The sequence below is a fragment of the Pseudonocardia xinjiangensis genome (assembly GCF_050948425.1).
GTDB classification, from domain to species: domain Bacteria; phylum Actinomycetota; class Actinomycetes; order Mycobacteriales; family Pseudonocardiaceae; genus Pseudonocardia; species Pseudonocardia xinjiangensis.
Genome location: NZ_CP192009.1, coordinates 5,723,537 through 5,739,702, shown reverse-complemented (window position 1 = coordinate 5,739,702; position 16,166 = coordinate 5,723,537). Strand labels below are relative to the sequence as shown.

Here is a 16,166-nt window from a genome sequence, read left to right as displayed (position 1 = left end):
GTTCACAGGCCGGAGCGGCGGCCGCTGGGCGTGATGCGGATCTGGGCGACGAGGCTGATGAGCGCGAGCCGGACGGTCAGCGCTGCAACCCAGAACCTGATCGAGGCCGCCCGGGGGAGCGACTCGCCGAAGATCCTGGCTCAGAGCGTCGCCCGGCAGTTGCCTGCCGGACCCGACGCCGACGCCGTTGCAGAACTGGAGCGTTCCGTTCTCGCCGAGGGCCGGTGGCGGGCAGTGCGACGGGTCAGCGCGTCCCGACGGACGCCTCCAGATGACCCAGCGCGTCGGTGCCCTCGTCGGCGAAGAAGACCAAGTCGGCCAGGGGGACAGGGAGGAACCCCTCCGCGTCCATCCGCCGGAGCTGGAGTATCAAGCCGTCGTAGAAGCCCGCCGTGTTCAGCAGCACCACCGGCTTGTCGTGCAGCCTGTGCTTCCGCAGCTCCAGGATCTCGGTGGCCTCGTCCAGCGTGCCCAGGCCGCCGGCCATCACCACCACCGCGTCCGCTCCGGCGAGCAGCAGCGACTTCCGTTCGGCCAGATCTTCGGCGATCACCATCTCGTCGGCGTCCTTCCTGGCCCACTCCCGGAGGAAGCTGACCGAGATCCCGACGAGCCGACCTCCGGTCTCCCGTACTCCGTCGGCGACGACCTTCATCAGCCCGGTGTCGGACCCGCCCCACACCAGGGTGTGGCCGCCCTTTCCGATGAGCTCGGCGAACTCGCGAGCCGGCCCTGTGTAGCGCTCGTCGAGGTCGGCCCCGGAGAGGAAGACGCAAATGTTCATGGCGAATTCTAGAACCGAGTTCTGGGCGCGACAGCACCGCGCACAGCGCGTCCAGTGCGCCCGACCAGGCGCTGTCCGCCGGGGTCGCGTAGCCGACGACCAGCGCGTCCCCGCGCCGCACAGGTACGCCTCGCTGTCCGGGTGCGGCGGGACCTCGTACGGAACAGCCAATCCGAGGTCCGGCCGACGCGAGGTCCAGGAGGAGAAGGTGGCGGTAGCTGACGAAGAGAGCGGCAGTCTGCTCACTGATCATCGTTGCGTCGGGCTGCATCGATACCTCTCTCGCGGGGGGCGGCTGCCGACCGGCGGCGGAGCTCGTCGAGGTAGCGCGCGACCGCGTCCCGGTTGCGGGTGAGCACCTCGATCCTGGAGGTGAGCCGCTCGCGCTCGTGGGTCAGCAGCTCGACCGTCTCGTCGGTGACTCCCTCGAAGATGATCGGGTCCTGCGGTGAGTCCAGGCAGGGGAGGATCGCCCGGATCAGCTTCGTCGACAGGCCGGCGTCCAGCAGTTCCCGGATCTGCTGCACGCGCGCCGGCGCCGTTTGGTCATAGTCGCGGTAGTTGTTCGCCGAGCGGGTCGAGGTGATCAGCCCGTTGGCCTCGTAGAAGCGGACCTGTCTCGGCGTCGCGCCGGCTCGGTCGGCCAGTTCACCGATGCGCACGCCGGGAGGGTAGCGCTTGACCTTGACACCTACGTCAAGGTTGGACGCTGGCCGCATGGTCAACCTGCAGGGAACGGTCAGCAGCCACTTCGAACCGGTGCGCGGGGTCGTCGCACGCCGCCTCGGCGACGGCTCCGAGGTGGGGATGTCGATCGTCGTCGACATCGACGGGGAACGGGTGGTGGACCTCTGGGGCGGGCACCGCGACGCCCGCCGGACGGAGCTCTGGCAGCGCGACACCGTGACGAACGTCTGGTCGATCACGAAGACCGTGACGAGCCTCGCGGCCCTGCTCCTCGTCGATGCCGGGGAGCTGGACGTCGACGCGCCGGTGTGCCGGTACTGGCCGGAGTTCGCCGCGAACGGCAAGGCGGGCGTCCGCGGTTCGACACCTGCTGTCGCACACCTCCGGGGTGTCCGCGCTCGAGCCCCCCGCCCACCTGCGCGACCTTACGACGTACGCGGAGCGGCCGCGCAGGCGCCGTGGTGGTAGCCCGGGACGGCGTCCGGGTACCACGTGCTGAACTACGGCCATCTCGTCGGTGAGCTGGTCCAGCGGATCGCCGGGTCGTCGCTGCGTGACCTCGTCCGGGACCGGCTCGCCACGCCGCTGGGTGCGGACTTCCAGATCGGGCTGAGCACGGAGGACCTGCACCGCGTCTCGGACGTCATCGTGCCCGTGCTCGACGTCGACCCGTCGGTCCTGGACCGCGGCTCCGCCGCCTACCGGACGTTCACCGGGCCGGCGTTCAGCGCCGGAGCCGCGAACACGGCGGACTGGCGAGCCGCGGACCTCGGTGCCGCCAACGGGCACGGCAACGCGGCGTCGGTGGCGGATGTGCTGTCGCCGCTGGTGGCCGGCTCGGGTGCCGGGCCGTCGCTCCGCCCGGACACGGTCGACCTGATCTTCCGGGAGCAGTCGAACGGCGTCGACCTGGTCAACGGGCTGCACCTCCGGTGGGGCATCGGGTTCGCCCTGCCCGACCGGCGCACGCTGCCGTGGCTGCCCGGCGGGCGCATCGCGTTCTGGGGTGGGTGGGGTGGCTCGATGGCCATCGCCGACATCGACCGCCGGATGACCATCAGCTACGTCATGAACCGGATGGACGCCGACCTGCTCGGGTCGAGCCGTGCCGCCGCCTACGTCGGGGCCGTCTACGACGTCGTCCGGGGCTCCCGGTGAGCGACGGGCCGTGATCGCCGGGCGGCCCGCCGGTCAGGGCAGGAGCACGACCTTTCCGCCTGCGTGTCCGTCCGCGACCAGGCGGACGGCCGCTTCGGCGTCCGTGAGGGGGAAGGTCCGGGCCACCACGACACGCAGCGTTCCCGCCGCCGCAGCCGGGAGGAGCTGCTGCCAGGCGTTGCGGCGGATCTCCGTGCCGGGGTCGGCTCCGGGGGCGCCGCCGACGAGCTTGATCTCGGTGTCGGCGCGCCCGAACGCCGCGATCGAGACGATGCGGGCGCGGTCGGCCACGAGCTCCAGCGAGACGTCCACCGCTTCCGCGGTGCCGACGGTGTCGATCGCGGCGTCCACTCCGGACGGTGCGACGTCGCGTACCCGGTCGGCGAGCCCCGGCCCGTAGCGGAGCGGGATCGCGCCGTAGCTCCGCAGCAGATCGTCGTGCTGGGCGCTCGCGGTGGTGACCACGGTGGCGCCTGCCGCGACCGCGAGCTGCACGGCGAGCTGGCCGACGCCTCCGGACCCGCCGTGGATCAGCACCGTGTCGCCCGCGGTCACCCCGACCACGGTCAGTGTGTGCACCGCCGTGGCTCCGGTGAGCATGATCCCGGACGCCTCCGCCCACGGCAGCTGCGCCGGCTTGTGCACCACGTTCGCCGCCGGGAGCGTGATCGCGGCGGCGTACGCGCCGGGCGCGGGGTAGGCGATCACCTCGTCGCCGACGGCCAGCGCCCCGTCGCGACCGGTGGCGCTCGGGCCCACGGCGGTCACCACCCCGGCGAGCTCGTTGCCCACGGCGAGCGGGAGGAGCGACGGGTCCGCGCCCATGGCGCCACTGAACCGCTTGTAGTCGACCGGGTTGATCGCCGCGGCTCTGACCTCGATGGTGACCTCGCCGTCGCCGGGTGTCGGTACGTCGGCGTCGACTGCTGCGAGTACCTCCGGGCCGCCGAACGCGGTGGCCACGATCCTGGTCGTCATGCTCGGGTCAACCGGCTCGTGGTGAGGGTGATTCCGGATCGCCGCGGCGTGAGACCAGCCGCCGTCGGGGGCGATCGAAATCGGACGTGCCGTCCGGTCGTCTTCGCGATACTTGCCCACGTGATGCACAGCGACGAGGTGCGGGTAGCTCCCGCGGTCGCTCACCGGCTGATCACCGATCAGTTTCCGCAGTGGCGGCACCTGCCGATCCGTGCGGTCGCCGCCGATGGCACCGTTCATGCGATCTACCGTGTCGGCGACGAACTCGCCGCCCGTTTCCCGCTGCGTGCACTGGATCCGGACGAGACCCGACGCCGGTTGGTGGCCGAGGCCTCCGCGGCTCGTGAACTGGCACGGTGCAGCCCGGTTCCGACGCCTGAACCGGTCGCGCTCGGTCACCCCGGAGAGGGCTACCCCTTGCCGTGGACGGTCCAGACCTGGGTCCACGGTCGCGTGGCGTCGGACGACGACCCCAGTGGTTCCGAGGCTTTCGCTCGCGATCTTGCCTGCTTCATCGGCGCACTCCGCGCAACGGACACGCGAGGGCGCACGTTTTCCGGAACCCACCGCGGCGGCAACCTGAAAGACCACGACGAGTGGATGCAGACGTGCTTCCGGAAATCCGCCGGGCTGCTGGACGTCGAGCCGCTACAACAGTTGTGGAGCGAGTTCAGACAACTGCCCCGGGCCGGGGCCGACGTGATGTCACACGGTGACCTCATTCCCGGCAACGTGCTGGTCGACAACGGGCGCCTCACCGGGGTCCTGGACGGTGGCGGGTTCGGCCCGGCCGATCCCGCTCTTGATCTGGTGGCCGCGTGGCACCTCCTCGACCACGGACCACGAGCAGAACTGCGGAAGGCGCTGGGCTCTGGTGACATCGAGTGGTCCCGGGGCATGGCATGGGCGTTCCAGCAGGCCATGGGCTTGGTCTGGTACTACGTCACGTCGAGTCCGCCGCTGAGCCGCCTGGGGCGCCGCACACTTGATCGGCTCCTCCGTCAGATATGAGGCATGCACGGACGGAAGGCGTCACATCGGGGGGCGATGGGTGACTCCGGTAACGGCGAACTCTGGTGGTGGGTGGTGTGAGCCTGATCGGCCGCGAGGAGGAGCTTCGCCGGCTCGAGGGGCTCCTGGAGGGGGTCGGCATCGGCGGCGGCGCCGTGCTGCTCCGAGGTGAGGCGGGCATCGGAAAGTCGGCGCTGCTCGCCGAGCTGGCCGAACGAGCATCCGACATGGGCCTGCGGGTGTTGACGACCGTCGGCATCGAGTCGGAGGCGCACCTGCACTTCGCCGGCCTCCACCAGTTGCTGCGGCCCGTCCGCCGGGACATCGACCTGCTCCCGCCGCGCCAGCGTGACGCGCTGCGCGCCGCACTCGGCCTCGACGAGGGCACCGTCGTAGACGTTTTCCTCGTCGCACTGGCCGCACTCGACCTGCGCCGATCGAGCGAGGCGCGGTGGTCATCGACCGGTCTCGCCGCCTCGCCGCTGGGTCGATGCTCGACGCCCAGGCCGAACGCCTGCTCGGCACCGCCGCGGTGCTGGTCGGCGCCTTCGACTGCTCGCCCGTGCACTCGCGGCCCAGGCCTGGAGCGCCGCGCACCTCGTCGACCTGAACACCGCGGCAGCCGGGATCGTGGCCGGTCTCGAACACGCGGCGACGGTGACCACCGCGCCGTCGCTGCATGCGGGACTGCGCCTGGCACGTGCACTGCTGGCCGATGGCGAGCAGGCCGAGTCCCGGTTCGCTCAGGCCCTCCAGGCGGTCCACGCCCAGCCATTCCTCCGCGCGTACACGGAACTCACGTTCGGCGAGTGGCTGCGCCGTCGACGCCGGGTGGCGGAGTCGCGGCCACCGCTGCGCTCGGCGCGTGACGCGTTCGACGCGCTGGGCGCCGTGCCGTGGGGCGAGCGGGCGCGACGCGACCTGCGGGCCGCGGGCGAGCAGAGCGGAACACGCCGGAGCTCGGCGGTCGACCGGCTCACTCCGCAAGAGCTGCAGATCGCCCAGCTCGCCGCCACGGGGCTGACGAACCGGGAGATCGGGCAGCGGCTGTACGTATCGCATCGAACCGTCGGTGCGCACCTCTCGCAGGTGTTCCCGAAGCTTCAGATCACCTCGCGGGCCCAGCGACGGGTTTCGTGATTCGTCTGCGGAAGGAGGTGATGGTGGGGTGCAGGAGGATGCGGTGCCCACATGATCGACCCGGGACGGGAGATGTCTTCGCGGGCAGTCGCACGCTGTCGGAGGGGTCAGCGGTCAGTTGCCTGTGCCCAGCGAAGTTCGGTGTCAGGTCGTGGCCAGAGGGCCGCGCTCCGCACCCGCAGGACGCCGTCGGCGAATGTGTGGTCGACGGCCGGCTTGCCGGCAGGTGCCGGGATCCCGGACGTGCAGGTGGTGACCGCACTTCCGGGACCTCGCCACCACCGCGCCCTCGACCGTGAAGGCGCCCGGTCGGTCCACTTGCCGCGGCTCCTCGCGCTCCCGCTGGACTCCGGCCCGCTCCGCGTGAGATGCACCACCCGCCACCAGCGATCTTTAGATGTGGACGATAATCTAAACTTGGCCGCCTGAGGCGTCCACGAGCGTGCGCGCGCTTTCCGGGAACACATCGAGGGAGAGTCATGTATTTGACGCAAGGTCTTCACCGCGCTGTTCAACGGACTCCAGGGCGGCCGGCGACGATCTTCGGCGATCGGGTGCGGACCTGGGCCGAGTCGGGGGAGCGGGTGGCTCGTCTCGCTGCGGCACTCAAAGCCGTCGGAGTGCGGACCGATGACCGAGTGGGAATCCTCGCCCACAACTCGGACATCTACCATGAGTACTTACTGGCAGTGCCCTGGGCGGACGCGATCATGAACCCGGTGAACACCAGGTGGAGCGTGGTGGAGATCGGCTATTCGCTGCGTGACTGCGACACTCAGGTACTGCTGGTGGACGACGCGTTCACCTCGATCGTCCCTCAGCTCCACGACGTCGTACCGCTGCTGCGGACGGTCATCCACATCGGTTCCGGGCCGGTGCCCGAGGGCGCGTTGAGCATGGAAGCGCTCATCGCGAAGTACGATCCTGTTCCTGATGCGCGTCGTGGTGGCAATGCGTTGGCTGGAATCTTCTACACCGGCGGCACCACCGGACGTTCGAAAGGTGTGATGCTCAGTCACGCCAACATCCTCGCGTCGGCATTCGGGATGGAGGCGACCCGGCAGCGGGTGCCGGGCGGCTCACTTTCCGGCGGGCGCGTCTTGCATGTCGCTCCGATGTTCCATATCGCCGGGTGCGCACCCTGGACGGAATCCATGACGTTGGGCCGGACACACGTGTACGTGCCCCGCTTCACTCCTGCCGGGGTGGCGAAAGCAATCGAACAGTACGATGTCACCGACACGCTGCTGGTGCCGACCATGATACAGCTGCTGGTTGATTCCGAGGACGCCGCGGATGCGGACCTGTCGAGCTTGCAGAGACTGACCTACAGCGCGTCGCCGATATCCGAGTCGGTCCTGCAGCGGGCCATGAATCGGATGCCCACCACGGAGTTCACCCAGGTTTACGCGATGACCGAACTGGGGCCGGTGATCACGGTCCTCTCCCATGAGGACCATGCGGATGCCCGCCTGCGCCGTTCGGTCGGCCGGGCGGCACCCCATTGTGAGGTGCTCGTGGTCGACGAGCAGGATCGGGAACTGCCGCGAGGTGGTATCGGTCAGATCATCTGCCGTGGCGCAAGCGTGATGCGGGGATACTGGGACCTCCTCGCCATGACTGCCGATGTGCTGCGAAATGACTGGATGCACACCGGCGACGCCGGTTACATGGATGAGGAAGGATACGTGTTCATCGTCGACCGGATCAAGGACATGATAATTTCCGGGGGCGAGAACATCTACTCTGCAGAGGTGGAGAACGCGCTCAGCTCACACCCGGCGGTGAAGTCCTGCGCGGTGGTGGGCCTGCCCGACGAGGACTGGGGTGAGCGCGTGCACGCGGTTATCGTGCCGGCTGGTGATGATCGGCCCGATGTCGAGGTACTGCGCGAACACGTCAAGCAGTTCATCGCCGGCTACAAGGCGCCCCGCACTGTGGCATTCGTCGACACGCTGCCCCTGTCCGGCGCCGGCAAGGTCCTCAAGAACGAGCTGCGCGCGCGATACTCGTCACGGGAATCGTAGGAGCCCCCGGGACCCATCTTCCTGCTCTCGAAGTGGAGTTGTCCAGTGAAGCTCGGCACGTCTCTGCGTTTCCTCTTCCCCGTATCCTCGACCACCTTCGCCACATTCCGGGAGATGCTGGATGCACTGCCTCCGGGCGGCTTCATCGAGCGGCCCATGGGGGCGATTTCGACCGAGACGCAGGCCGCCAACCTGGTCGATGTCGCTGCCGCTGTCCGCGACGCAGATCTCGATATGTTGATCGTCGGGGATCACCATGCAGTGCCACCGACCTATGCGAATTCCTTCTCGCCGATCCCGACCCTGGGACGTCTGATGGCGACGACGGGCTCGATGCCGCTGGGTGCGGTGTTCCTCGCCCCCTTCTATCATCCGATAGTGCTGGCCGAGCAGATCGGGACCTTGGCGGCCTTCGCCCAAGGACCATTGGTCGCGACGTTGGCGCTCGGTGAGAACGAGCGCCAGTTCGCGGCGTTCGGTATGGAAGAGCGCAGCCGTATTGTCCGCCTCGAGGAGACGGTGCGCGCTCTGCGTGGACTGCTTGCCGGGGAGGCCACGACGATCGAGGGGCGCTACTGCCAGTTGGACGCCGTCCGGACCGGTCCCTCTCCTCGCATACCGGTTTCGATCTGGCTGGCGGGTACCGTGCGCGCGGCTGCCGAGCGGGCCGGGCGACTCGGGGACGGCTGGCTGACGGGACAGAACGTGACTCGCGGCGAGCTCGTGGAACAACTCGATACCTACCGGGAAGCGGCGGCCCGCCACGGTCGCCCGGCTCTCCCGGTTCTGCGCCGTGACATCTATGTGGGCGAATCCGATCGCGAGGCAGAGCGGGTGGTCTCCGAGATTCTTTCCGAAGGTTACCGTGGCGGTAGTCGGGACCAGCTGTTGGTGGGTTCTGCGAGTACGGTCACAGAACAGCTCGAGGACTACCGAGCACTCGGCTTCGACGACGTACTGGTGCGCCACATAGTCGGCGACCATGAGCAGATGATTCAGTCGTTCAAGCGCATCGGTGAGATGATCATGCCTCGTCTTCGCGCTCTCGCGCCTCTTGCGTGATCCTCGAGACTTCCCACCCGTGCCGGACCGTCGGGGACGGCGCCCCGGGTCTCGGGCCCACCGCCTGCCTGTGGCGCGGTGACGGCCGGGCGAATCGTGCATCTGGCTGATCCGGACGAGTATCGCCTGCGCCACACGATCACGACAGCGGACCAGGTAGATGATAATCATGATGTATGGCGACACGAGGAGAGGAGTTCTGATGGGTCGGGTGTCACGGGCCGTGGCGGATCAGCACCGCGAGCAGGTGGTGGCGGCTGCCGCTCGACTGCTCAGGGAGCGTGGGCTCGAAGGGGTGAGCGTTGCTGAGATCATGGCTGAGGTGGGACTGACGACTGGCGGCTTCTATCGTCAGTTCGACTCGAAGGACGCCCTGGCCGCCGAAGCCATCGGCGAGGCTTTCAGCGAGACGCTGGGAACCATGGCCGGGTTCGTTGATCAGCATCGCGATGATCGCGAGCGTGCTCGCCAGGAGCTCGCCGATTTCTACCTATCGGCCGAATCTCGGGATTTTCCCGGCTCGAGCTGCCCCTCCACCGCGTTCGGCAGTGATGTGGCCCGGGAGGAACCGACGAGCCCGCTGCGGGCGGCCTACGTGGAAGGTGTACGCCGGTTCATCGAGGTGCTCGCCGGGTTCGATGACGACGACGCCGCTGCCGCGCGCCGTGATCACATTCTGACGCTGTGCACTCTCGTCGGGGCCCTCCATCTGGCTCGCGGCACCGCGGGTGACCCGCTGTCCGACGAGATCCTGGACAGTGCACGCGCCTACCTGCTGCGGGCAGGACACTGACGGTCCGGGACGCCGTCGACCCACCCGCATGAGTCACGGACGCCGCGGGCAGGTCGCCGGGCCAGTGGAATGAGCCGGATGCTGTAGACGTTGCCCCTGGGGTATTTGTCCTCCGAGTCCTGTTCGAGGGGTAGCGATGTCGTTTGCCATGACCGCCCAGGAGCGCCAGGAGTTCCTGGCCGGAGTGCACGTCGGCGTGGTGGCGGTGAACCGCCCCGAGCGGGCCCCGCTCGCCGTGCCGGTCTGGTACGACTACGAACCCGGCGGTGACCTGCTGATCTGGATCGATCGCGGATCGGTGAAGGAACGCCTGTTCCGGGAGGCGGGCCGCTTCAGCATCTGCGCCCAGGTCGAGACGCCGCCCTACAAGTACGTCACGGCCGAAGGTCCGATCGTCGCGCTCGACCAGGCCCCCACCGAGGAGCAGGCTCTCGGCATCGCGAGCCGCTACCTGCCCGAGGACGAGGCTGTGCGCTGGGTGAAGGACAACCTCGGCGCGAGTTCGCTGCTCGTCCGGATGCGCCCCGAGAAGTGGCTGAGCACGGACTACGGCAAGGCCTGAGCGCCACTCGCGCGCCGAAGGTCGATCGAGAGGTCAGCCCGTCACGAGCAAGAGGATGCCGGAGATGATCGCGAACCCGAGCACGAGCGTGCGCATGAGCGGTCCGTCGACACGGCGGTGAACGGTGCGGCTGAGCAGGGCGCCGACGGCGAGGGCGGGCAGGAGCAGCAGCGCCGTTCGGATCTGGTGTGCGTTCACCTTGCTGGTGGCGGCGAGCAGCCCGAGCGAGAGGACTTCGCCGATGACGAAGCAGACCGCGACGGTGGACCGCAGTACCGGCGCCGGCCGGTGCTGATGGACCAGCGCCAGCGGCGGCCCGCCGACACCGGTGGCCGTCTCGGTCACGCCGGTGACCGCACCCACGGCGACCAGCGCCCCCCGGCCCGGCACGAACGACGGAGCGAGTAGCGACACCAGGGCGGCGAGCACGGTGGACCCGCCGATGAGCAGGCTGAGGCCGCCGGTCGACACCGCCGCCAGGACCCACAGGCCGACCGCCGTCCCGGCGACGCGTCCCGCGGTGATCCACCCCGCGCCGCGGAAGTCGATGGCGTGCCGTTCGCGGCAGGCGACGTACACGTTGAGCGGGATCATGAGAACGAGGAGCACCACCGGGAGCAGGTGCGGCTCGATCAGGCCGATCACCGGCGCGACGATCAGCGCGAAGCCGAACCCGGTGGCGCCCTGGACGAAGGCGGCGAGGACGACCAGGAACGCCGTGGCCACGAGAAGGCCCGTGGTCACCCGGAGTCCCTCGCTCGGTGTGGCGCACGGCGGTGCCGACCGGTCGTCACGACGGTGATCCGGGCCGGCCCGGCGAGGCGGAGCGGCTCCCACGCGGGATTCCACGGCGGCACAGGCACACCGACCAGTATGGCTCCGACGCCACCCAGCAGGCACGATGCCGCGATCCCGCCCACCGCCCCGCCCCCGCGAGTCGCCCACTTCCCCCGCGCGAGTCGCCCGTTTTGCGTGGCCGAGTCGCCCGCCTGGGTCTCGTGATTGCCGCGAGATCCGGGTTTCGGCCCTTCTCAGGGCGAAGGACCGGATCTCGCAACGATCACCGGCCCCGCCTGCGCGGTGTCGTCGGCCGCCGTCGCCTGAGCTCGGGTCGGTGTCAGTCGGGCGGATGCCCGTCCAGCGTGATGGTCACGGCGCTTCGGTAGGCGCTCCCGTCATCAGCGGTGCTGTGGTCAGCGGGAGGTTCGTCGGGCTGTCGGCCCCACGGGCGGACGCGGACGGCACGGAAGGCGTAGCCGTCCTGCTGCGCGGGCTCCCATTCCAGATCGACGAGCTGCCCCGGCTCGAGGTTGCGGAACCCCGGGACAGCGATGTGGCTGAAATGCGTCCAACACCCGCCGGGGGTCGAAGCGGAGTCGACGATCCCCCACCCCGCCCCGGTGTCCCAGGCCCGGACCGTCCCTTCGGTTGCCATGCCCGTCAGCATGGGTGAGCTCCGACTCCTCCCGGAAGCTCAGAGCCCGAAGGCCCCGCCCTCGACGAGGATCACGAGTCCGATCCCGATCAGGACGACGGGGAGCAGGATGTGCCCCCACCTGCTCAGGGCACGAGCGACGAGCGGCCGGGTCGCGAAGAACCGGCCCAGGGCGCACCAGACCGCCACCAGGACGAGGAAGACGACGCCGTAGACGACGAGGCCGCCGTTGCCGGTGGCGGTGAGGACGGGGACGTAGACCCCGATGTTGTCGCCGCCGTTCGCCAGCGTGACCGCGGCGACGGTGAGGATCGACGGGCCGCCCGTGCCGTCGGATGCCACTTCGTCCTCGGCGTCCTCGGCGTCGTCGCGGTGCCGCCAGGCCTGCCAGGCGGCGCGCATGCCGAGCAGGAGTGGCAGCAGGCCCAGGTAGGGGATGACCGCGTCCGGAAGCAGGCCGGCCCCGAGGGCTCCCACGATCGACACCGCCAGGATCGCGGCGAAACCGAGGTACTGGCCGATCACCACACGGGTCGCACCCCCGCGGTGGCCTGCGGCGCGCCCGAAGAAGAGCGCCAGGACGAGGACGTCGTCGATGTTGGTGACCGCGAACATTCCTGCTGCCTGGCCGACCAGACCCAGCATCACGCGCTCCTCCGGCTCCTGACGACCCTGCGCACGGTAGCTGTGGGGGTGAGACGTGATGAGCAGCATGCTGTCAGACAGAGACTAAAGCGATACGGTTCTGTCGAATTGATCGCGTGAGCCCGATCAGCGAAGGAGACCAGACGATGCGTGCCGTCCAGTACGACCGTTTCGGTAGCTACGACGTCCTCGAACTCGTGGAGGTGCCCGAGCCGGTCGCCTCCCCCGGGCGGGTGGTCGTCCGCATGACCGTCGCGGGGGTCAACCCGCTGGACGAGACCGTGCGGTCGGGCAAGCTGGCCCCGGCCCTGCACAAGCCGCTGCCGATCCGGCCAGGTGGCTTCGGGGTGGGGGTCGTGCAGGAGCCGGGCGTCGCCGGGCTCGCCGCGGGGACCCGGGTGGTGCTGAGCGGTGGCCGTTACGGCGTGAGCGACGACGGCACCTGGGCCGACCTCGTCGCCGTCGACCCGGCCCACCTGGTCCCGGTCCCGGATGCGATCGACGACGTGACGGCCGCGGCGCTCACCACCGGCGCCGGCTATCTCACCGCCTACCTGGCCCTGACCGAGCTGGCCGGTTTCCGGGCGGGCCGGAGCGTCCTCGCTCCCGGTGTGGGAGGCGCGGTCGGCCAGGGTGGGGTCGAGGTCGCCCGCGAACTCGGCGCCTCGCTCGCCATCACCACCGCCACCAGCACGGAGAAGGCCGAACAGGGGCGGGCCGCGGGGTACGAGGTCATCGACCTCACCCGGGAGTCGCTGCGCGACGGCGTCGCCCGGCTCACCGGCGGCACGGGTGTGGACGTGGTCCTGGACGGTGTCGGGGGAGCGGTCACCGGGGAGGCTCTGGGCTCACTGGCCGTCGGCGGCACACTGATCAGCATCGGCTACGCCGGCGGCATGCAGGCCACCGTGAACGTCACCGACCTGATCTGGAAGAACGCCCACATCCACGGGTTCCGCTTCGCCCTCTTCACTGCCGAGCAGGTCACCGCGGCCGACACCGCCCTGCTCGACATGCTCGCCCGGGGCGCTCTCCACCCGGTGGTCGCGCGCGTCTTCCCGCTGGAGGAGGCGGCAGCGGCGCAGCGCGACCTTGCCGAAGGCGGACCGTTCGGCCGGGTCCTGCTCGCACTCTGACGCCCCGAATCGGAGAAGAGTCATAATGGTTATGGCTCTGTCCTGGTCTGTCATCGATCTACGAGGGGTGTCCGCATGACGTGGTCGGCAACGGACCGCTACGGGATGGACGCGGCACCCGGCGGACTGGCGTTCGTCCAGGACCTGCTCAACACGTTCTCCGCAGGAAAACCGCGGAAGCCGGACTGGCTGGAGGACCTCGGTGCCGCCCAGGTGTGGCTGGACGCCGCACTGTCCGGATGGAGTCGGGCCACCGGGCGACGAGCGCCGGTGGTGGAACTGGACGACCGGGACCGCGAGTCGCTGCACGACTTCCGCGGGAGCCTGCGCCGCATGCTCGCCAGGCAGGGCGACGGAGCATCACCCGGCCCGGGATCGCCGGCGTTCCCCTCCATGGCCGCGTCCGTGCGGGTCGACGAGAGCGGCACGATCACCACCGAGGCGGCCGGCACGGGCTGGAGGCGGGTGGCCTCGCTTGCCTTGATCGAGTGCTTCGAGGCGCAGCAGACCGACGCCCTGCGGCGTCTGAAGATCTGCCGCAACGAACGCTGCGCGTGCGCCTTCTTCGACCGTTCCCGCAACAAGACCGGCGTCTGGCACGACGTGCGGGTCTGCGGCAACGCGACGAACCTCCGCGCCTATCGTGCTCGGCAGCGGGCGCAGACCGCCGACCGGCCCGCGCCGGTCACGGAATGATGAGCGCCTTCACCACGCGCTGTGCGGCGACGTCCTCGAGCGCGGTCTGGGCGTCGTCGAGGGCGTACTCCCGGCTGATGAGCTCGGTCCAGGGGAACTGCTGCGCGTAGCGCGCCATCACCCGAACCGCGCGATGGACGTGCCCCACATCGCTGCCCCAGCATCCGCGGATGTCCAGGTGCTTCTGGTTGAGGTCCAGGTGGGGGTTGAAGCCGGCGTCACCGGCGTCGGTGTACTGCCCGACGACGACGTAGCGTCCGGCGTCGCGGGTGAGCCGCATCCCTTCGGGCACCGCCGCCGGCGCTCCCGTCGCCTCGATCGTGACATCCGCTCCGCGTCCCCCGGTCATCTCCCGGATCGTCGCGAGCCGCTCCTGCGGGGTGGTCGAGCCGATGTCGATCACGGCGTCGGCTCCGAACCGGGTCGCCGCGTCCAACCTGAGCTCGGGACCTCCGACGACGATCACCGACCCGGCGCCCCGAAGTTGAGCGAGGACGGCGGCGCACAGACCGACGGGTCCGGCGCCCTGGACGACGACGGTGTCACCGAACGCGATCTCGCCGAGAGTCACCGCGTGCAGCGCGGTGGGCATTCCGCAGCCACCTGCCAGGAAAGCGCGCCAGTGCAACTCGGCAGGCAGGGGGACCACATGCACGCCAGGCCGCAGGTAGATGTACTCCGACCAGCCCCCGAGCAGGCCGTCGTCCGCGGAGAGGGTCACGCCGTAGACCTTCCGTGCCGGGCACCGCGTCGTGGCGTGCCCGACGGTGCAGTACCAGCACCGGCCGCACGTGCCGTACACGTCGAGGAACGTCACGATCTGGCCCACCACCAGCGGCGCCCCTGACACGTCCGTCGGGGGTGGCGCCGATGCGTCCACCGGACCGATCTCGGCGATCTGACCGACACTGACGTGCCCCGGGATGATCGGGTACGGCACACCGGCGAGCTGGCCCTTCCACAGGTGCGCATCCGTTCCGCAGACCTCGCTGCCGAGTGTCCTCAGCAGTACCCCGCCCGGTTCGGGATCGGGCCGGTCGAACTCGCGCAACTCGAGCGGCGCCCCGGGTCCGGGCATCACGACTGCGGAGATCACGATGGTTCCTCTTCACGTCAGGTCCGGCGCCGGGGATATCGGGGTCGCTTCATGCTAGGTCGGGGATCTCGGCGTGCTCGGGATCGGCCCGCCCCGCGGCGTCCAACCAGCCGTGGCGCGTCACGCCGCCTTCGCGTCCTGCAGTACGAGGCGTAGGGCGCGGAGCGCGTGGTGGGTACGTGATTTCACGGTGCCGGGGGGAACGCCGAGCCGTCGCGCGGTCTCGGCGATCGAACTGTCCTGGTAGTAGACCGCCACGAGTACGTCGCGGTGTTTGCTGGTGAGTCTGTTGAGGGCGTCGAGCAGCACCCAGCGCTCCAGGATCTGCTCGATCTCGTCGTCCGCGGGGATCGCCTGTAGTACGTGGTCGTTGGATGTGAGCACCGGGCGGGTGGCGTAGGCGCGCCAGGTGTCCGTGACGATGTTGCGGGCGACCGTGAACAGCCAGGCACGCAGGTTGTCCGGGCCGAGATCGATGCGGTCGGCTCGGCGCCAGGCGCGTACCAGTGCTTCTTGCACGACGTCCTCGGCGAGCGCGTGGTCTCGGGTCAGGCGCAGGACGAACGTGAACAAGGGGCCGGCCACGCAGTCGTAGAGCGCTCGGGCGAAGACATCCGCCTCCTTCGGGCCGAGCACTGGTTGTGCAGGGTCCTGGTCGCGACTCATGTTGCGGTGCTCTCCCTTGGTGGTGGTCGAGGTTCGGCCGCGAGGCGAGGCGGTATCGCGGTCCGAGCTCGTCGGATTGCGGGTTTGTCGCCGCACGCGTGCGCGGCTGGATGGGACGAGGCCGCGCCGCGGTTGCCCGGAGCGGCGAAACGGCGCGGGCGGGCGACCCGGTCGCCGGCTCAGGCTCGCCCGGCGGGACTTTCGACGGTATTCGCCTGATCGTTCTGATTGTGAGCCCCGGATGGTTTCACGGTTCCGGTTCCTCGGGAGCAGATCTGCTCCTTGTGACC

17 protein-coding genes and 2 pseudogenes are annotated in these 16,166 nt (G+C 69.6%); 11 read left to right on the top strand and 8 right to left on the bottom strand.

The annotated features are described in order from the left end of the window. Positions 1-244: 244 nt before the first annotated feature. Both ACQPZA_RS26965 and ACQPZA_RS26960 read right to left on the bottom strand, forming a co-directional pair. Positions 245-784: a TIGR00730 family Rossman fold protein gene (locus tag ACQPZA_RS26965; protein ID WP_433274955.1), complete on the bottom strand. Its 540-nt coding sequence runs from the start codon at positions 782-784 to the stop codon at positions 245-247. Between the two features lie 242 nt (positions 785-1,026). Beyond that, positions 1,027-1,503 (bottom strand): MerR family transcriptional regulator, encoded by a 477-nt coding sequence (locus tag ACQPZA_RS26960; RefSeq protein WP_433274953.1) that lies wholly within the window; start codon positions 1,501-1,503, stop codon positions 1,027-1,029. Between ACQPZA_RS26960 and ACQPZA_RS26955 the strand changes: the two are divergent. Continuing rightward, a pseudogene (locus ACQPZA_RS26955) lies at positions 1,502-2,629 on the top strand (serine hydrolase domain-containing protein). The gene ACQPZA_RS26960 and the pseudogene ACQPZA_RS26955 overlap by 2 nt on opposite strands. Before the next feature lie 33 nt (positions 2,630-2,662). Here ACQPZA_RS26955 and ACQPZA_RS26950 read toward each other — a convergent pair. Continuing rightward, positions 2,663-3,607: a quinone oxidoreductase family protein gene (locus tag ACQPZA_RS26950; protein ID WP_433274951.1), complete on the bottom strand. Its 945-nt coding sequence runs from the start codon at positions 3,605-3,607 to the stop codon at positions 2,663-2,665. 123 nt (positions 3,608-3,730) lie between these two features. On the opposite strand from ACQPZA_RS26950, the gene ACQPZA_RS26945 reads away from it, so the two are divergent. The 8 genes and pseudogenes from ACQPZA_RS26945 to ACQPZA_RS26910 all read left to right on the top strand — a co-directional run bounded on the left by ACQPZA_RS26945 (position 3,731) and on the right by ACQPZA_RS26910 (position 10,202). Beyond that, positions 3,731-4,618 carry an aminoglycoside phosphotransferase family protein gene (locus ACQPZA_RS26945; protein ID WP_169395567.1) on the top strand — a complete coding sequence of 296 codons (888 nt, stop codon included), beginning with the start codon at positions 3,731-3,733 and terminating at the stop codon, positions 4,616-4,618. A 65-nt stretch (positions 4,619-4,683) separates the two neighbouring features. Beyond that, a pseudogene (locus ACQPZA_RS26940) lies at positions 4,684-4,980 on the top strand (ATP-binding protein); the annotation flags it as partial. 89 nt (positions 4,981-5,069) lie between these two features. Continuing rightward, complete coding sequence (locus tag ACQPZA_RS26935; protein WP_433274949.1) at positions 5,070-5,228, top strand: hypothetical protein; 159 nt, start codon at positions 5,070-5,072, stop codon at positions 5,226-5,228. A gap of 20 nt (positions 5,229-5,248) precedes the next feature. After that, positions 5,249-5,758, top strand: coding sequence for a helix-turn-helix transcriptional regulator (locus tag ACQPZA_RS26930; RefSeq protein WP_433274947.1), 510 nt, complete (start codon positions 5,249-5,251; stop codon positions 5,756-5,758). 479 nt (positions 5,759-6,237) lie between these two features. Next, positions 6,238-7,785, top strand: a complete 1,548-nt coding sequence (locus ACQPZA_RS26925) for a long-chain-fatty-acid--CoA ligase (protein WP_433274945.1) — start codon at positions 6,238-6,240, stop codon at positions 7,783-7,785. 45 nt (positions 7,786-7,830) lie between these two features. Further along, positions 7,831-8,847, top strand: a complete 1,017-nt coding sequence (locus tag ACQPZA_RS26920; RefSeq protein ID WP_433274943.1) for an LLM class flavin-dependent oxidoreductase — start codon at positions 7,831-7,833, stop codon at positions 8,845-8,847. A gap of 202 nt (positions 8,848-9,049) precedes the next feature. After that, positions 9,050-9,640: a TetR/AcrR family transcriptional regulator gene (locus ACQPZA_RS26915; protein WP_433274941.1), complete on the top strand. Its 591-nt coding sequence runs from the start codon at positions 9,050-9,052 to the stop codon at positions 9,638-9,640. Positions 9,641-9,776: 136 nt separating this feature from the next. After that, on the top strand, positions 9,777-10,202 hold the full coding sequence (locus ACQPZA_RS26910; protein WP_433274939.1) for a pyridoxamine 5'-phosphate oxidase family protein: 426 nt from the start codon (positions 9,777-9,779) through the stop codon (positions 10,200-10,202). Positions 10,203-10,235: 33 nt separating this feature from the next. On the opposite strand, the gene ACQPZA_RS26905 is transcribed toward ACQPZA_RS26910, so the two are convergent. The 3 genes from ACQPZA_RS26905 to ACQPZA_RS26895 all read right to left on the bottom strand — a co-directional run bounded on the left by ACQPZA_RS26905 (position 10,236) and on the right by ACQPZA_RS26895 (position 12,282). After that, positions 10,236-10,946: a TSUP family transporter gene (locus ACQPZA_RS26905; RefSeq protein WP_433274937.1), complete on the bottom strand. Its 711-nt coding sequence runs from the start codon at positions 10,944-10,946 to the stop codon at positions 10,236-10,238. Between the two features lie 373 nt (positions 10,947-11,319). Then, entirely contained in the window at positions 11,320-11,637 is a 318-nt protein-coding gene (locus ACQPZA_RS26900; RefSeq protein ID WP_433274935.1) for a hypothetical protein, read from the bottom strand. A 39-nt stretch (positions 11,638-11,676) separates the two neighbouring features. Then, the gene (locus ACQPZA_RS26895; protein WP_433274933.1) at positions 11,677-12,282 is read right to left on the bottom strand and encodes a cadmium resistance transporter; all 606 of its coding nucleotides are present in this window, start codon (positions 12,280-12,282) and stop codon (positions 11,677-11,679) included. A gap of 146 nt (positions 12,283-12,428) precedes the next feature. Here ACQPZA_RS26895 and ACQPZA_RS26890 point away from each other — a divergent pair, with 146 nt between their 5' ends. Continuing rightward, entirely contained in the window at positions 12,429-13,418 is a 990-nt protein-coding gene (locus ACQPZA_RS26890; RefSeq protein ID WP_433274931.1) for a quinone oxidoreductase family protein, read from the top strand. A gap of 75 nt (positions 13,419-13,493) precedes the next feature. Then, positions 13,494-14,114 (top strand): CGNR zinc finger domain-containing protein, encoded by a 621-nt coding sequence (locus ACQPZA_RS26885; RefSeq protein ID WP_433274929.1) that lies wholly within the window; start codon positions 13,494-13,496, stop codon positions 14,112-14,114. Here the strand turns inward: ACQPZA_RS26885 and ACQPZA_RS26880 are convergent. Together ACQPZA_RS26880 and ACQPZA_RS26875 are read right to left on the bottom strand one after the other, a co-directional pair. Further along, positions 14,104-15,210, bottom strand: a complete 1,107-nt coding sequence (locus ACQPZA_RS26880) for a zinc-binding dehydrogenase (protein WP_433274927.1) — start codon at positions 15,208-15,210, stop codon at positions 14,104-14,106. The two genes, ACQPZA_RS26885 and ACQPZA_RS26880, sit on opposite strands and share 11 nt — an antisense overlap. A gap of 120 nt (positions 15,211-15,330) precedes the next feature. Then, the gene (locus tag ACQPZA_RS26875) at positions 15,331-15,876 is read right to left on the bottom strand and encodes a sigma-70 family RNA polymerase sigma factor (protein ID WP_433274925.1); all 546 of its coding nucleotides are present in this window, start codon (positions 15,874-15,876) and stop codon (positions 15,331-15,333) included. Positions 15,877-16,166: the final 290 nt, after the last annotated feature.

What these genes read in the sequence shown, in the direction of transcription:
- ACQPZA_RS26965 (WP_433274955.1), bottom strand. Translation starts at nt 784, where the DNA reads ATGAACATTTGCGTCTTCCTCTCCGGGGCCGACCTCGACGAGCGCTAC.
- ACQPZA_RS26960 (WP_433274953.1), bottom strand. Translation starts at nt 1,503, where the DNA reads ATGCGGCCAGCGTCCAACCTTGACGTAGGTGTCAAGGTCAAGCGCTAC.
- ACQPZA_RS26950 (WP_433274951.1), bottom strand. Translation starts at nt 3,607, where the DNA reads ATGACGACCAGGATCGTGGCCACCGCGTTCGGCGGCCCGGAGGTACTC.
- ACQPZA_RS26945 (WP_169395567.1), top strand. Translation starts at nt 3,731, where the DNA reads ATGCACAGCGACGAGGTGCGGGTAGCTCCCGCGGTCGCTCACCGGCTG.
- ACQPZA_RS26925 (WP_433274945.1), top strand. Translation starts at nt 6,238, where the DNA reads ATGTATTTGACGCAAGGTCTTCACCGCGCTGTTCAACGGACTCCAGGG.
- ACQPZA_RS26915 (WP_433274941.1), top strand. Translation starts at nt 9,050, where the DNA reads ATGGGTCGGGTGTCACGGGCCGTGGCGGATCAGCACCGCGAGCAGGTG.
- ACQPZA_RS26910 (WP_433274939.1), top strand. Translation starts at nt 9,777, where the DNA reads ATGTCGTTTGCCATGACCGCCCAGGAGCGCCAGGAGTTCCTGGCCGGA.
- ACQPZA_RS26900 (WP_433274935.1), bottom strand. Translation starts at nt 11,637, where the DNA reads ATGGCAACCGAAGGGACGGTCCGGGCCTGGGACACCGGGGCGGGGTGG.
- ACQPZA_RS26895 (WP_433274933.1), bottom strand. Translation starts at nt 12,282, where the DNA reads ATGCTGGGTCTGGTCGGCCAGGCAGCAGGAATGTTCGCGGTCACCAAC.
- ACQPZA_RS26890 (WP_433274931.1), top strand. Translation starts at nt 12,429, where the DNA reads ATGCGTGCCGTCCAGTACGACCGTTTCGGTAGCTACGACGTCCTCGAA.
- ACQPZA_RS26885 (WP_433274929.1), top strand. Translation starts at nt 13,494, where the DNA reads ATGACGTGGTCGGCAACGGACCGCTACGGGATGGACGCGGCACCCGGC.
- ACQPZA_RS26875 (WP_433274925.1), bottom strand. Translation starts at nt 15,876, where the DNA reads ATGAGTCGCGACCAGGACCCTGCACAACCAGTGCTCGGCCCGAAGGAG.